Annotated in this window: 11 protein-coding genes and 4 tRNA genes; 7 read left to right on the forward strand and 8 right to left on the reverse strand. The window is 64.5% G+C overall.

Going from position 1 to position 15,963, the window contains the following annotated elements; translation table 11 throughout:
* Window positions 1-83 precede the first annotated feature (83 nt).
* From DOM33_RS03205 to DOM33_RS03215, 3 genes are all read right to left on the reverse strand, one after another.
* Entirely contained in the window at window positions 84-1,829 is a 1,746-nt protein-coding gene (locus DOM33_RS03205; protein ID WP_110665748.1) for a polysaccharide biosynthesis/export family protein, read from the reverse strand.
* Window positions 1,830-2,024: 195 nt separating this feature from the next.
* Complete coding sequence (locus tag DOM33_RS03210) at window positions 2,025-2,444, reverse strand: DVU3141 family protein (RefSeq protein WP_110665750.1); 420 nt, start codon at window positions 2,442-2,444, stop codon at window positions 2,025-2,027.
* A 488-nt stretch (window positions 2,445-2,932) separates the two neighbouring features.
* Window positions 2,933-4,696, reverse strand: a complete 1,764-nt coding sequence (locus tag DOM33_RS03215; RefSeq protein WP_110667469.1) for an SLC13 family permease — start codon at window positions 4,694-4,696, stop codon at window positions 2,933-2,935.
* Between the two features lie 264 nt (window positions 4,697-4,960).
* Between DOM33_RS03215 and DOM33_RS03220 the strand changes: the two genes are divergently transcribed.
* From DOM33_RS03220 to DOM33_RS03235, 4 genes are all read left to right on the forward strand, one after another.
* On the forward strand, window positions 4,961-6,706 hold the full coding sequence (locus tag DOM33_RS03220; RefSeq protein ID WP_110665752.1) for a sodium:solute symporter family protein: 1,746 nt from the start codon (window positions 4,961-4,963) through the stop codon (window positions 6,704-6,706).
* Window positions 6,707-6,808: 102 nt separating this feature from the next.
* Complete coding sequence (locus DOM33_RS03225; protein WP_110665754.1) at window positions 6,809-7,684, forward strand: DMT family transporter; 876 nt, start codon at window positions 6,809-6,811, stop codon at window positions 7,682-7,684.
* 321 nt (window positions 7,685-8,005) lie between these two features.
* Entirely contained in the window at window positions 8,006-8,518 is a 513-nt protein-coding gene (locus tag DOM33_RS03230) for a ferritin-like domain-containing protein (protein ID WP_110665756.1), read from the forward strand.
* A 60-nt stretch (window positions 8,519-8,578) separates the two neighbouring features.
* Window positions 8,579-8,890, forward strand: a complete 312-nt coding sequence (locus DOM33_RS03235; protein WP_110665758.1) for a hypothetical protein — start codon at window positions 8,579-8,581, stop codon at window positions 8,888-8,890.
* A 398-nt stretch (window positions 8,891-9,288) separates the two neighbouring features.
* Here DOM33_RS03235 and DOM33_RS03240 read toward each other — a convergent pair.
* The 5 genes from DOM33_RS03240 to DOM33_RS03260 all read right to left on the reverse strand — a co-directional run bounded on the left by DOM33_RS03240 (window position 9,289) and on the right by DOM33_RS03260 (window position 11,247).
* Window positions 9,289-9,364: transfer RNA gene (locus tag DOM33_RS03240), tRNA-Asn, on the reverse strand.
* A gap of 31 nt (window positions 9,365-9,395) precedes the next feature.
* Window positions 9,396-9,471 (reverse strand) — tRNA-Asn (locus DOM33_RS03245).
* A gap of 26 nt (window positions 9,472-9,497) precedes the next feature.
* Window positions 9,498-9,573 (reverse strand) — tRNA-Asn (locus DOM33_RS03250).
* Between the two features lie 468 nt (window positions 9,574-10,041).
* Window positions 10,042-10,118 (reverse strand) — tRNA-Met (locus DOM33_RS03255).
* 106 nt (window positions 10,119-10,224) lie between these two features.
* On the reverse strand, window positions 10,225-11,247 hold the full coding sequence (locus tag DOM33_RS03260; protein WP_110665760.1) for a choline ABC transporter substrate-binding protein: 1,023 nt from the start codon (window positions 11,245-11,247) through the stop codon (window positions 10,225-10,227).
* 302 nt (window positions 11,248-11,549) lie between these two features.
* On the opposite strand from DOM33_RS03260, the gene betI reads away from it, so the two are divergent.
* The 3 genes from betI (at window position 11,550) to betA (ending at window position 15,547) form a co-directional block, all read left to right on the forward strand.
* Entirely contained in the window at window positions 11,550-12,188 is a 639-nt protein-coding gene (gene betI / locus DOM33_RS03265; protein WP_110665762.1) for a transcriptional regulator BetI, read from the forward strand.
* Between the two features lie 128 nt (window positions 12,189-12,316).
* On the forward strand, window positions 12,317-13,786 hold the full coding sequence (gene betB / locus DOM33_RS03270; RefSeq protein ID WP_110665764.1) for a betaine-aldehyde dehydrogenase: 1,470 nt from the start codon (window positions 12,317-12,319) through the stop codon (window positions 13,784-13,786).
* A 69-nt stretch (window positions 13,787-13,855) separates the two neighbouring features.
* Window positions 13,856-15,547 (forward strand): choline dehydrogenase, encoded by a 1,692-nt coding sequence (betA, locus tag DOM33_RS03275; RefSeq protein ID WP_110665766.1) that lies wholly within the window; start codon window positions 13,856-13,858, stop codon window positions 15,545-15,547.
* Window positions 15,548-15,963 lie beyond the last annotated feature (416 nt).

Consider the following 15,963-nt stretch of genomic DNA (forward strand, 5'->3'; position numbering starts at 1 on the left):
GTCATTGAAAGAACTCGAAAGTCATTGGAAGAACCCAAAAGAAAGCCCCGCGTGAAAGCGGGGCTGATGAAGGCCGGTCCGGCTTAGAGGTCCAACGCGACCTTGGTCGCCACCGCTACCTGGTAGAGGATCTGTGTGATCGAACTCGCCAGCTCGATGTTGCTGGTAGGTGCGGCAGGCAGCACGAGAATCTCGTCGCCGGCGCGTACGTCGGTATCACCGGCGCGGATGACGGCGCCGTTGCGGTGAACCACCAGTACCTGGTCATCGTCCGCCCGCGGGGTGAAGCCGCCGGCCTGACGGATGTAGTCCTCTGCGCTCATGCCCGGGGTGAAGACCATGGCCTGCGGGATGGTCACCTCGCCGCTCAGCAGCACGGAATCCGAACTTTCGGGAATGGTGACGACGTCGCCATCCTGCAGGCGGATATCGGCGATGTCGCCATTGCGCGCGACCACCAGCCGGCCCGTGGGCTCGGTCTGGCGCGCCTTCTGCACGAACTGTTGAATCAGCTCGGCCTGGCGTACCTGAATCTCGCCCTCCTTCGCGGTGCGCGAGGGGTAGCCGAGGTAGGTCTGCTCCAGCCGGTCGAGGCTCGCGTTGAGCGACTCTTCCTGCTGCTCGGCGACACTGTCACGGCGAATGGAGACGTCGCGGTAGCTGGTCATGTTCCGGGGCACGCTGATGGCGTTGAGGAACTCGCCCAGATGGGCGTCTCGCGGCAGCACGTAGCGCGAGGGGCCGTAATAGCTGCCCTCGACCTGCACGACAATGCTCTCGCTGCGCTGATCCGAGCTGTAGACCACTTCATCGCCGCGCTGCACGTCGGCATCGCGGAACTCGTTCAACGTGAGGTAGCGGGCGACGGGGCCTTCGGGCCGGTCGCCGCGCAGCAGCACGTGGGAGACGCCGGAGCGCAGACGGGCCAGATCGGTCACGTCACCACCGGTGAGGCGCTCGCCGGCCAGCTCGTAGCGAAACGGCTTCTGCACGTCCCCCACGACGGCGATCGCCGGGCCGCGCTCTTCGACCACGACGGTGTCGCCATCGCGGAACTGGGTCTGCGGCATCTCGCCGTCGATCAGGAAGTCGTAGAGGTCGACGGTCTCGATGACCCGGCCGCTACGCTTCACCACGATCTGACGATAGCTGCCCAGCGCCTGGTCGATACCGCCGGCCTGATCAAGGAAATAGAGAAGCGAGTCGCTCGGGGTACCCGAGTAGCGCCCCGGGTTCTTGACGTACCCGGTGACGAACACACCCACGGGCTGCACGCCCTGCAGGTTGGTGTAGACCTCGACGTTCTCCGGATAGACGGACTTGATCGCCGAGGTGACCCGCGAGTTGAGCTCGCTGTTGGAAGTGCCCTGCACGTTGAGCGGGCCGATGCCGGGCAGGAAGATGTTGCCCTGGGAGTCGACGGTCAACACGCTCTGCAGCTCGGTACCGCCCCAGACGCGCAGATTGACCTGATCCCCCGGCTTGATGGTGTAGCCGGGGTTCAGGCCGTCTGCCATCACGCCGCGAAAGCCGCCGGAGAAGAGGCTCGCGCCGAACGGCGGCAGCATGTTGGGGTCGACCGGCGCGGCGCTGGGGTCGACGGGGCCGTAATTGGCGCTGTTCCAGTTGGCACGGGGGGCGTCGTCGACGCTCTGGCCGGCCTGCTGGCCGCTGGCCCCCTGCTCCTGGCTCTGGCTGGTCATCGACTGCGCTTGCTGGTTCTGCGGCACGATGTCGGTGCCGAAGGTCTGCGCGCCGGCCAGGGGGGCGTTCAGGCACGCTACCGCCACCAGGCACCCGGCCCGGAAGAACGATGCTGCATGTTTCATGCAAGACTTCCTGTTGTGTTGTCGCGTCGGGCGCTACCGCGCGGCCCGACTGCAGAGCGAATGTGACACGTCGAACGAGGCGCAAAAGGCATGCCAGCCGATCAGTGCGTGCATCGTATGCCGACAGCTCACGCGCCTTACCCTGCCGCCGAAAACTCTACACGCGGCGCGGGGTGCAACAGCATTCGATTTTGGTTACGGATTGCTGAACCCGGTGAGAACTTGCGTTACGAGACGCTGCGTGTACCAGCCCTGGTCTTCGACCACGCAGGCGACTTCGGCCTGGCTCACGTTCTGAGCGCCGACGCTGCGAGAGACATCCAGATGCGCGCAGAGCCGCCCGCTACCGGAGAAATAGCGCTCGTTGACGATGACGGAGACGTTGGAACCCCAAGGGCTCTTCGGGAAAGCGGCGATGGTGCCGGGGGTGGCATTGTCGAGAAAGGTAGAGATTTCCGGGCCAACGGGGGCAGCGCCGGGCATGGCGCCGACGTCGTTACCGCCGTAGTGACTCTGGGAGGCGCAGCCGGTAACCGCCGCGGCCATGAGGCCCACCTGGAGCCATTTCGTAAGCCGGCCGAAGCCGCCGGACACCCCGTCGAGAACGTTAGACATCTTGTGTGTTCAACCTGATCTGTGTGTTCAACCTGATGGATGAAGAAAGCGCGAGGGTCTCGTTCGGCGCTGTTCTCACGACGCGATGGCGACGCGTGCTCGCGCGCCTTCGTATTGATACGAACGTCGAGGCAGGGAGTCGATACGCGTGAATGGCAAGCGAGTGCCGAGACCTTCGAGCGCAGTCATGGTGATACCTTGATTCGGCTGAATCCGTGGCGTGGAGCCCGACGATTGTATGGCGCTCTCGATGAGATGCCTACCTCTCGAGGCGCGGATATGGCAATCGGCCCGCTCGAATTAGTTAACTTACGTAATATTTTACGCGTTAGAAACCTGCCTCAGAAATGGCAAATTTCCTACAAAACCGTCCTCACTCACGACTCACGTCGCGTGAGGCGAACTCGCACCCTTGATCGTCTCAGCATCCTCCCTCGCCCTGCCTTTTCAGCTCCAACGGCACTCGAGCATCGGCCCGGCAGTCGCGATCAGAACGGCCAGATCTGCGGAATCAACGACACCGCGATCACGCCGACGATGAGGCTCAACGGCGCGCCGAGCTTGAGGTAGTCGTGCATGCGATAGCCGCCCGGCCCCATCACCATCAGGTTGGTCTGGTAGCCGAGCGCGGTCATGAAGCTCGCGGATGCCGCGACGGCGATGGCGATGACGAAGGGCATGTAGTTCACGCCGAGCTGGTCGGCGACGGCAAGCGCGATGGGAAACATGAGGACGGCGGCGGCGTTGTTAGTGATCATCTCGGTGAACAGCACGGTCATCACGTAGACAAACGCCAGGGCGACCCAGGGCGAGTCGATGTGCATGACCACCTGTTCGGCGAGGGTCTGGGCCGCACCGGACTGGGTCATGGCGGCGCCGAGAGAGAACGAGGCGGCGATGACCACGAGGACGGAGAGATCGATATAGCGCCGCGCCGTGCTCATGCTCAAGCAGCGGGTCATCAGCATCAGGCCGGCCGCGAGAAAGGCCGCCTCGAGTATCGACACCGCGTTGCTGGCGCTGAGCACCACCATGACCGCAAGAATGCCGAGCGAGAGCGGCGCTTTCTCGAAGTTGGGCGGCGTGGAGTCGTTGAGCTGGCTAACCAGCAGGAAGTCCTTGCGGTAGCGGTACTGATCGACGAAGTCGCGGTCGGTCTCGAGCAGCAGCGTATCCCCCATCTGCAGTTCGATGTCGCCGACCTTGCCATCCAGGCGCCGCCCGCGGCGGGAAATGGAGAGGATGTTGGCCTGAAAGCGGGAGCGAAAGCGGCTCTCGCGCACGCTCGTGCCGATGCCGGTGAAATCGGGGCTGATCACCGCCTCCACCAGGCAGCGATGATGCGGCGCGACGCCGAGCTTGCCGACATTGCCGCTCGCCGGCGCCAGGCCGCGAATCTCCCGTAGCTCGCGGGCGCACTCCGGCGCGCCGATGAAGATGAGCGTCTCGCCGCCGACCAGACGGGTATCGGCGGGAATCGCCTCGAGGACGTCGTGCTCGCGCTCGATGGCGGTGAGATGACCGAACTGCAGATTGCGCAGCCCGGCATCGTCGATACGCCGCCCCGCCAATGGCCCGCTCGCTTCGACGATCACCTCGACGCGATACTCTCGCGCCTCTTCCATGCGGGCGTCGATGGCGTCTCGTCGTGGCAGAATCCACTTGGCCAACAGCAGAATGAAGCCCCCGCCGACCACCACCAGCGGCAGGCCGATCCAGGTCAGCTCGAACATCCCGAGCGATACGCCCAGGCGATCCCGGAGAAGGCCGTCCACGACCAGGTTGGTGCTGGTGCCGATCAGCGTGCAGGTACCGCCCAGTATCGAGATGTAACTCAGCGGCAGAAGTAGCTTGGAGGGCGCGAGCCCCAGCCGCTTCGACCAGTCTTGAATCGCGGGGATGAACATGGCGACGACGGCCGTATTGTTCATGAAGGCGCTGAGAATCGACGCCGGCAGCATCACCCGCCACTGGGCCCGGCGCAGGGTGGCGGGCTGGCCCAGCAGGCGCCCGGCGATCCATTTGATCGCCCCGGTTTCCTTGAGCGCGGCGGCGACGACGTAGAGCGCGGCGATGGTCATGACGCCGGTATTGGCAAAGCCCGCCAGCGCCTCGGTGGGCGTGAGGACGCCGGCGAAGATCAGAAACGCCATCGCCGCGACGACGATGGCGTCCGGGGCGATCCGCGTCAGTACCAGCGTGCCCAGCACGGCGCCGACCGTCGCGATGCTCAACCAGGCGTCGATTTCCATGCTCATCCCCGACGTGCGCCTGCCGCCCGCAAGCGGCCTCGTGAATCGTCTCGCGCGCACCGAGCGTGACGCCGAGAAGAAATGCGGCATTCTACGCAGGGCCGTCTCGGAAACTCCAGCGCGTCCATGCGCTTGGCGCGTTGTCGGTGGAAAGCGTCGGCGACGTTTCGCCGGATGACGCAACGGGAACAGAGACTCGCTGTCTGCGGTTTAGGATTGGCGACACGACGCTTCCCCAACAACAACTCGCGAGCAGGATTTTTCATGGCTTACACCCTCGCCATCGTCTTCAGCCTCGTCGGCTACTTTCTGATCGGCAACTGGGCCGGCAGGCGCGTCAAGCATCTCGACGACTACCTGGTCGCCGGGCGCAACTCGCCGACCTTCCTGATTCTCGGCACGCTGGTGGCGAGCTATCTCAGTACCAGTGCGTTTCTCGGCGAGACGGGGTTCGCCTATGCGGGCTATCCCTTCGTCATGCTGATCTTTGCGGCGCTGAGCACCTCAGGCTGTCTGCTCGGCGCGCTGGCGTTCGGCCGCTATCTGCGCCGCAGCGAGGCGCTGACGGTGCCGGAATTTTTCGGCAAGCGCTTCGCCTCGCAGCGGGTGCAGCGCATCGCCGGGCTCACCACGGTGGTGGGGCTCGGCGCCTATCTGCTCGGCGTGATGCAGGGCGCGGGAATCATGTTCGAGGAGCTGACCGACCTGCCCTACTGGCTCGGCCTGCTGCTGGTCTGGCTGACCTTCACCGGGTTCATTCTCTACTCCGGCTCACCCGGCGTGGTACTCACCGACACGGTGATGTTCGTGATCTTCTCGCTGGCCGCGGTCGGCGGTTCGATCTACATCATCGACGATCTCGGCGGCTGGCACGGCGTGATCGACGGGCTGCTGGCGCAGAGCGACAAGCCGGGCATCGCGCTCTGGCACGGGGTGCTGGAAGGCGATGGCGCCGAGTTCTCGACACCCGGCGAGGCGGCCACCTGGGGAATCACGCTGGGGCTGGTATGGGCGGCGGTACTGGCGGCCAGCCCGTGGCAGTCCAGCCGCTATCTGATGGCGCGCAACGAGCACGTGGTGATGCGCTCGGCGATGCTCACCGCCGTCGCGCTGGCGGTGTTCTACGCGCTGATGATGCTCACCGGCGCCGCGCTCAATCTCTATACCCCCGATCTGGATTCCGAGCGCGCCATGGTATGGGCGGCGATGAACGTGCTGCCGACCTGGCTGGGCATGGTGATTCTCACCGGGGTGTTCGCCGCCGGGCTGTCGTCGTGCTCGACGTTCCTGTCGATCATCGGCTTCAGCATCGCCAACGACATCCTGCCGCCCTCACGCAGCGAAAAGACCGCGATGCGCACCAGCCGGTTGGCGGTGCTGGGAGCCGGCCTGGTTGCTCTGGTGCTGGCACTCTTCCAGCCTCCGGCGGTCATGGCGGTGGTCTGGTTCGCGGCGACGCTGTTCGCGTCTTCCTGGGGACCGGTGGCGCTGATGAGCATCTGGAGCCGACGCATCACCGCTGCGGGCGCCGGCTGGGGGCTGACCGTGGGCTTCGTCGGCAATCTCCTGATTTCGCTGGCGGTGCAGGCGGAGTGGCTCACCCTGCCGGTCTATCTGCACCCGGTGGTGATCAGTACGCTGGCGGCAGTGATTGCCATCGCCGTGGCATCGCGTTTGACGGCGGTCAGCGCGGCCGAGCGCGCGTTTCTGGCCCAGCTCCACGCGCCGTCCGAGACGTCACTGACAGCCTGGGAGAACGGAACGCGAGCTATCGCCGGGGTCACCATGCTGGCTGGCGTGGCGGTCGGGGCTTTCCTCTGGGTTCAGTACGCGGAGACGCTGGCCGGCTTCGCCGCGCAATACGGTCTTTCGCGTTCGGCGACACTCGGCGCCTATGCGCTCGCGCTTGCCTGCGGCGGCATGCTGGTGATCGCAGGGGCGGTCGGCCTGCGCGTGGCGGGCGGACGCGGGAGTGCCCGCCTGCGCCAGGGGGCGCCCTCGCGCGCCTGATCGACCCGGCGCGGTGCAAGGCGCCGGTCACCCGTCCCGGGGCGACGGCCACATTCAGTGCGGTCGTCGTCATTCGAGCACGCCATCGAGGAATCGAGCCGTATGCCAATCGGGTCTTTGCGCTTGGCGAGCGATCACGCCCGCGGACTGACACTCGCGGCGGTGGGCGTGTTCGTGCTGAGCTTCGACAGCCTGCTGGTGCGGCTGGCGGCGACCGACGGCTGGAACGTGGCGTTCTGGCGAGGCGCGCTGATGGCGGTCGTCGTTGGCGTCTTCTACTGCCAGCCGCGACGACTGGCGACACTGAACGCGCATCGCGTCGCTTCGCTGATCTCCGCCGGGCTACTGGCCGCGATCTCACTGCTGTTCGTGATGGCGGTGATGCATACCCGCGTGGCCAACGTGGTGGTGATTCTGAGTACGGCGCCGCTGTTCGCGGCGATTCTCACGCGTCTCTTCCTGCACGAGCGGGTGCCCGGGAGAACCTGGCTTTCGATCGCGCTGGCCTCCTTTGGGCTGGTGATCGTCTTTGCCGGCTCGCTGAGCGGTGACGGGCTGCTCGGGGATCTCTTCGCGCTGGGCGCGGCGATGGCCGTCGGTGCCAACCTCACGCTGCTGCGGCGCTTCCCGACGCTGGATCGCCTCCCGCTGATCGCCGGCGGCGGCGTGATCACCGCCCTCGTCGCCCTGCCGATGGCGCGTCCGCTGGCGCTGGAGCCGCCGAGCTACGCCGTGCTCGCGGTCATGGGGCTGCTGCAGATGCCGCTGGCTACGGCACTGATCAACAACGCCACGCGCTACCTGCCCTCTGCCGAGGTGGCGCTGTTCTATCTGATCGAAGCGATCCTCGGCACGCTCTGGGTCTGGTGGTTCCTCGCCGAGGAACCCCCTGCCGCCACGCTCTACGGCGGCCTGCTCACGCTGGCGACGCTACTCGTCAACGCCTGGCTCGGGCTACGCCGGCCGGCCGGTGCCTGACCTGACCCTTCCCACTGAGACGAAGGGAGTGACGTGACCGGTCAGGGCTCGGGGATCTCTCGACGCATCGCCCCGCTGACGGGCAGAACGCCCACAAGACACCTCGAGCTCCTCGGGGGGTGAAACGGGTAACCGAGCGTAATCGTTCGTTACCCCAAAAGTCGTGAACGCGCGGGTATCTGCTCGCAAAGTCGCCTTGAATCACGATTCGGCAAAGCAATTGACCGTAGCACTCGGGAGTCGTCTATCTTGAGATGGAAAGCAGCGCAACGGGCACTCATCAATTCGATGAGCCTGCGCCGGCTTTCCGGAGAAACCCCAATGAGCACGGAATCGAGAAATGAATTCTATGCCTGGTTGAGAGATGCGCACGCCATGGAAGAACAGGCGGTGAAAACGCTGGAAGCGCAGGCCGAGCGGCTGGAGCACTACCCGCAGATGCGCACACGGATCGAGCAGCATGTCGAAGAGACGCGAGGTCAGGCGCGACGCCTGGAAACCTGTCTCGATGGCATCGATGAAGGGACGTCGATGTGGAAAGACCTGGGCGGCAAGCTGGCCTCCATGGGTCAGACGATCGGCGGGTCGATGGTTTCCGACGAGGCGGTCAAGGGTTGCGTGTCGAGCTACGCTTTCGAGCATTTCGAGATCGCCAACTACCGGGCGTTGATCGCGGCCGCCAAAGCCCTCGGTGAACAGACCGTTCGCGACGTCTGCGAACAGAACCTTGCCGAAGAGCTCGCCATGGCCCAGTGGCTGGAAGAGAACCTCGGCGACGTCACTCGCACCTTTCTCTCTCGCACCGAACAGGGTGACTCGGAGGCCAAACGCTGAACGGAAGGCTGGAACGTTTCAAGAGCGCCGCCTGACCGGCCTCTCTATCAAGGAGTCTTTATGAGCCATTCTCACGAACACCCCAAGCAGTCCGAAGACGAAGCGCGCAAGGCGAAAAAGACTCTGGAGCGGGAAGTCCCCAACGACGCCAATGAAAAACGCGGTCACGAGACCGAGCAGGAGCCCAAGCCCTATCTCGAAGGCGAAAACGTCGATAATCAGAAAGACCCCGACAGCCGCCAAAACCCCGGCCTGAATACCTCGGGCGACAAGACCCCGGTGCGCGGTACGCAGATAAGCCAAGAGAAGCAGGCGCACAAGCGCCATATCGACCGTAAGGACGACAAGGCGGGGTCGAAAAGCGACGGCTGATACACACGCCATCGATTACCGCCAGCATCGGGAAAACGCCGCCGGATCACCCGGCGGCTTTTTTGCGGCCCCGATTTTTGCGGCCCCGGTCGATATCGATGTCATGGCGCGATCACGTGGTCGGCGACTAAACGCACTCACTGAAGCCTACCGCTTCCGACGCTTCGAGCCTGTCGCACGCCCGTCAGGCGGTCACGACCGAGGTTCGGCTATTGGCGAGCGGTTCCAGGTGGCAATCAGAACGAGGCGTCGTCGAGCGTTCCTGCAGACGCAGAAAAACGGTCACGACGGGATCGGTGACAGCCAGATACGCGAAAGATCGCTCGCGGCGATCAATGGGTGTTTCGAATCGAATTGGTATCAAACGGTGGCCGGCTGGCCGAAAGGCAGGGCATCGTTGGCTCCCCGAACAGGACTCGAACCTGTGACCCAATGATTAACAGTCATTTGCTCTACCAACTGAGCTATCGGGGATCGATGCACTAACGATGTAAGGCGATGATGATGGCTCCCCGAACAGGACTCGAACCTGTGACCCAATGATTAACAGTCATTTGCTCTACCAACTGAGCTATCGGGGATCGGTCTCACCGCGTGCTGAAGTCGTTGGCTCCCCGAACAGGACTCGAACCTGTGACCCAATGATTAACAGTCATTTGCTCTACCAACTGAGCTATCGGGGACCGTCTTCAGCACGCGGCGTAGTATACGCGCTGGTTTTTAGGCGTCAAGCCCTACCCGCAATTCGATACGCACGGCGGCGCCAAATTCTCGTCCACAATCAAGCGACTGCATCGCGCTCTTGCGACGGGCGATGCCCGGCTGGCGCGGTTCGAACGTGGCGCTCACGCCGCACGTGACGACATCACGCCATCCGTTCGGCTCGTGGGCGCCCGGCCGTCGGCGTCGGTCAGCAAGCGGCCATTGAGCATGTTCCGAACGATCGGCGATGAAGCATCGCAATGGTCACTTCGAGCGGCACGTCGCGACTGCATCTGGCCATCAATCGGCCAACCGCCGACGAGCGTCGGACACGATGAAAATGCAGGGAAGTCGGTGCGGGGGCTAGGCACCAGCGGCTCGCGAAAGCGAGTGTAAAACCTCGATTCGAGAGAAGACGCTGAAGAAAGTACGAGAGGAAGTGCTGAAAGTGGTGGCTACGCCCTGATTCGAACAGGGGACCCCATCATTATGAGTGATGTGCTCTAACCAGCTGAGCTACGTAGCCATCCAGCGTCGCCTCATTCAGGGCTCGGGGAGAACCGCCAAGGCAACGGGGGCGCACTATACCGGCGGACTCGTGGGATCACAAGTCCGCCGAGTCGTTTTTAGAGTCAGAGATTCAGCGACTCGCGAACGGCAGGCAGCCCCAGCTCTCCTTCCACGGTCTCCACCCCCTCGAGCCAAGCGTCGAGCGTCTCGGGGTTGCTGGACAGCCAGGCGCGGGCCGCGTCCTCGGCGTCTTCGCCGTCATTCATGATGGCGCCCATGACCTCGTTTTCCATGTCCAGCGTGAAGCTGAGGTTCTCGAGCAGCCCGCCGACGTTGGTGCACTCCTCCGTGTAGCCGGCGCGAGTGTTGGTATAGACGGTGGCGCCGCCGAAATCGGGCCCGAAGTAGTCATCCGCACCGGAGAGATAGCCCATCTCCAGATTGGTGTTCATCGGATGCGGTGCCCAGCCGAGAAAGACGATCCAGTCGTCGCTGCGGGCGCGCGCTTTCGCCTCGGCGAGCATGCCGGCCTCGCTGGAATCCACCAGCGTCCAGTCGCCGAGGCCGAAGGCGTCGTCGTCGATCATCTGCTGGATGATCATGTTGCCGTCGTTGCCCGCCTCGATACCGAAGAGCTTGTGCTCGAACTGTTCGGCATGCGCATCGAGGTCGGCGACGGACGTCACGCCGGCGTCGAGCACGGTCTGCGGCACCGCCAGGGTGTATTTGGCGCCTTCCAGGTTGGCGCGGGGGCGATCCACGACGCCCTCTTCGATGTAGGGATCGCTGATCGATGCCATGGAAGGCATCCAGTTGCCCAGGAAGACATCGAAGTCGCCGTTTTTCATGCCGGCGTAGGCCACCGGTACCGATACGGTATCGGAACTCGCTTCGTAGCCAAGTCCGTCGAGCACGACGCTCGCCAGAGCGGTCGTCGCCTGAATATCGGTCCAGCCGACTTCGGCGAAATGCACCGTCCGGCAGCTCTCCGGTACCGCCGCCTGCGCAGCGCCGATGGTACCGGCGGCGAGCGCAGCGCCCGTCAACGCCGCGCCGACGAGCACTCGGCGCGAACGCGGCGTGCCACCACGCTGATGGGAGGAGGAGATTACGTGGAATTCGCCCAGATCGTCTCGTGAAGTCATCTCGATATCGCCTATGGTTGATTGTCGTTGATGGCACACCCGACCTCGGCAGAGACCAGGCAGATGAATCATTCCGCGTTATTCGAAAACGCGTTTCCTGCACTGCATAACGGTCGCGATTTTTTGTTGATTGACCGTTCAATAAAGAATTTCCATAATAGGATGACTTTGTGGACGATGCCAACCGAGCCGCATGGCGGATCGACGATGAAGCGATTCACAGAAACATCGATAGTCGTGAAAGATCGGTAAGAGAAAGATCGGTAGCAGATAAAGATCGGTAGTCGATAAGGAGTCGCGCTTTGCCCAAGGTCGGCATGCAACCCATCCGCCGTCGTCAGCTCATCGAAGCGACGCTCGCCACCATCGACGAGTTCGGCCTGGCGGATGCCACCATCTCGCGTATTGCCAGGCGGGCCGGCGTCTCCACCGGCATCATCAGTCATTACTTCGAGGGCCGCGACGGTCTGCTCGAGGCCACCATGCGTCATATCCTCACGGACCTTGGCACGGCGGTGAACGAGCGCCGCACCCGACTCGGCGAAGCCCCGCCGCGGGCGCATCTACATGCCATCATCGATGGCAACTTCGACCGCAGTCAGACCAGCCGCTCGGTCATGAAGACCTGGCTCGCCTTCTGGGCCAGCAGCATGCATCACAAGCCGCTGCAGAAGCTGCAGCGGGTCAACGACCGGCGCCTGTATTCGAACCTTTGCGCACAGTTTCACCGCGCGCTGCCAAAGCACCAGGCGCGGGATGCCGCTCGCGGCCTCGCCGCACTGATCGACGGGCTGTGGTTGCGGGGTGCGCTCGCCCCCGAGGGACTCAACGTCGAACGCGCGCGCCGGCTCGCCTATGACTATGTGCGTGAGCAGCTCGCCCACGGCGACACCCTCGCCGAAACGACGCCTCGACGGCACCGGGAGATGCAGCCTGACTGAAGGCCCAGCGCCCAGCGTCCCACCCGGCTGCACGATTCAGGCCGCACGGTCGAGATCGAACGACCGATTCCCATGACGGCGCTTCGACGCCAGCCGCGCTTCCAACCGGGCACTACAGGAGAGACTCCATGGCACGATTCGAGACCCAGACGCTCTACATCGACGGTCGCCGCGAGCCGGCGACGAGCACAGAGACCTTCGACGTCGTCAATCCGGCCAACGGCGAAACCCTGGCCAGCATTCAGCAGGCCAGCGCCGCCGATGTCGACAAGGCCGTCGAAAGCGCCGCCCGGGCACAGCGCGAGTGGGCGAAACTGAGCGGCATGGAGCGCTCGCGCATTCTGCTCAAGGCGGTGGCGCTGCTGCGAGAGCGCAACGACGAACTCGCCGAGCTGGAAACGCGCAATACCGGCAAGCCGATCGGCGAAACCGCCAGCGTCGACATCGTGACCGGCGCGGACGCGCTGGAGTACTTCGCGGGCCTGGCGCCGGCGCTCGAGGGTACCCAGATTCCCCTGCGCGAAGACTCATTCGTCTATACCCGACGCGAACCGCTCGGCGTGGTGGGTGCCATCGGCGCCTGGAACTACCCCGTGCAGATCGCCTGCTGGAAGGCCGCGCCGGCACTCGCCGCCGGTAACGCCGTGGTCTTCAAGCCCAGCGAAGTCACCCCGCTAACCGCCATGACACTGGCCGAGATCTTCACCGAGGCCGGCCTGCCGGACGGACTGTTCAACGTCGTTCACGGCGACGGCCGCGTCGGCGCGATGCTCACCGAACATCCGGGCATCGCCAAGATCAGCTTCACCGGCGAGGTCGGCACCGGCAAGAAGGTGATGTCGGCGGCTGCCGGGTCGACGCTCAAGGAAGTCACCATGGAGCTTGGCGGCAAGTCGCCGCTGATCGTCTTCGACGATGCCGATCTCGACCGCGCCGCCGATGCCGCCATGATGGCCAACTTCTACTCCAGCGGGCAGGTCTGCACCAACGGCACCCGCGTCTTCGTCCACCGTTCGGTCAAGGCGGCGTTCGAGGCGAAGCTCGTCGAACGCGTCGAACGCGTCAGGGCCGGCGACCCGCTCGCCTCGAAGACGAACTTCGGCCCGCTGGTGAGCTTCGAGCATCGGGAGAAAGTGGAAAGCTATCTGGAGATCGCCCAGCAGGACGGTGCTCGCCTGCTGATCGGCGGCAAGCGAATGACGGATGGCGACTTCGCCGACGGCGCCTGGATCGCGCCCACCGTCTATACCGACTGCGATGACGACATGCGCATCGTGCGCGAAGAGATCTTCGGGCCGATTCTCTCGCTGCTGGTCTTCGACGAGGAAGACGAAGTGATCCGCCGCGCCAACGACACCGAGTACGGCCTCGCCGCCGGCCTCTTCACCGAAGGGCTCAACCGCGCTCATCGGGTCGTGCATCGCCTCGAGGCGGGTATCTGCTGGATCAATACCTGGGGCGACTCCCCCGCCGAGATGCCGGTCGGCGGCTACAAGCAGTCCGGTATCGGGCGTGAAAACGGCATGGAGACGCTGGCTCACTACACGCAGACGAAGTCGGTGCAGATCGAGATGGGGCCGTTCGAGTCGGTGTTCTGACGATTGCCGCTTCACTCGTCCAGGTGAAATCTCGGCTCTTCTCTCTTCTGTTCAACCAGGAACAAGCGTATGGATCAGGCTCGTGAATTCGACTACATCATCATCGGCGCTGGCTCGGCGGGTAACGTCCTCGCCACGCGGCTGACCGAGGAACCCGGCGTCACGGTGCTGCTGCTGGAGGCGGGCGGTCCGGACTATCGGGCGGACTTTCGTACCCAGATGCCGGCGGCGCTGGCCTATCCGCTGCAGGGCAAGCGCTACAACTGGGCGTTCGAGACCGACCCGGAGCCGCACATGGACGACCGGCGCATGGAGTGCGGTCGCGGCAAGGGCCTCGGCGGCTCATCCTTGATCAACGGCATGTGCTACATCCGCGGCAATGCCATGGATCTCGATCACTGGGCCGAGATGCCCGGGCTCGAGCAGTGGGGCTATCTCGACTGCCTGCCCTACTACAAGAAGGCCGAGACGCGTGACATCGGACCCAACGAGTTTCACGGCGGAGACGGCCCGCTGAGCGTCGCCACGCCCAAGGCGGACAACAACCCGCTCTACCAGGCCTTCGTCGACGCCGGCGTGCAGGCGGGCTATCCGCGTACCGACGATCTGAACGGCTATCAGCAGGAAGGGTTCGGGCCGATGGATCGGACCACGACGACCAACGGTCGCCGTTCGTCCACGGCGCGGGGGTATCTGGATATCGCCAAGCAGCGCGAGAACCTGACCATCGTCACCCACGCCACGACCGATCGCATTCTGTTCGAGGAAAAGCGCGCCGTCGGCGTGAGCTACCTGCACAAGTCACAGCCACGCCAGGCGCTCGCGCGGCGCGAGGTACTGCTGTGCGGTGGCGCCATCGCCTCGCCACAGATTCTGCAGCGCTCCGGCATCGGCGACCCCGCCCTGCTGGAGGCCCACGGCGTGCCACTGGTGCACGATCTCAAGGGCGTAGGAGAGAACCTTCAGGATCATCTGGAGATGTACATCCAGTACGAGTGCAAGCAGCCGGTGTCGCTGTACCCCTCGCTCAAGTGGTACAACCAGCCGAAGATCGGCGCCGAATGGATGTTTCTCGGCAAGGGCATCGGCGCCAGCAACCAGTTCGAGGCCGGCGGTTTCATCCGCACCGACGACGCCGAGCGCTGGCCCAACATCCAGTATCACTTTCTGCCCATCGCGATCAGCTACAACGGCAAGAGCGCGGTGCAGGCCCACGGCTTTCAGGCCCACGTCGGCTCGATGCGTTCGATGAGCCGGGGCCGGGTGCAGCTCACCGACCGTAATCCGAGAAGCGCGCCGAGCATTCTCTTCAACTACATGTCTCACGAGCGCGACTGGGCGGAGTTCCGCGCCGCCATTCGCATCACCCGCGAGATCGTCGAGCAGCCGGCGATGGATGCCTATCGCGGTCGCGAGATCTCGCCGGGGCCCGACGTCCAGACGGACGAGGAGCTCGACGCTTTCGTCCGGCAGCACGCCGAGACCGCCTATCATCCCTGTGGCACCTGCCGCATGGGCTACGGCGACGATGCCGTGGTGGATGACGAGGGCCGCGTCCACGGGGTGAGCGCCCTTCGCGTGATCGACGCCTCGATCATGCCGCAGATCGTCACCGGCAATCTCAACGCCACGACGATCATGATCGCCGAGAAGCTCGCCGACCGCGTGCGCGGTCGCGAGCCGCTAGCGCCGTCGACGACCGACTATTACGTCGCCAACGGCGTACCGGCCCGCAATATCCCGGCGACCGCCGACCGCTAGGGTTCCAGCGCCGCGCGTGTTGGCGGGACGACACATCGCGGGCGAAGCAGTGGCCTCGCTCGCGCTGTCACCGCCTTCCCTCGCGGCGCCCTGCTTGACCCTGCCCCGGCGGCGCCCGCTGGCGTCGCTTCTTCGACGCGCTCGCCGTCCCGGTCGCTTGCGCGAGCCAGGTTCGCATCTCCTTCTCGACCTGCTGTCGCGGCCCCGTTCCGGGCATCGGCGCCTGTCGATTCGACGGCGAGATTCCGGCCAAGCCGGCCCTCCCTCGAGCCGCCGATTGCGCGGACGCTTGCATGACCTTGCGCGGCGCCGGCATCCGCGCGGCCTTCGGTTGCGTACTCCTTGCGCATTTGACGAACACCGTTTTGTTAGACTGCGAAACTGTCTAGTATGAGCGCCGACCGTGCGAGCGCTCG

It is taken from the genome of Salinicola halophilus (assembly GCF_003206155.1).
GTDB classification, from domain to species: domain Bacteria; phylum Pseudomonadota; class Gammaproteobacteria; order Pseudomonadales; family Halomonadaceae; genus Salinicola; species Salinicola halophilus.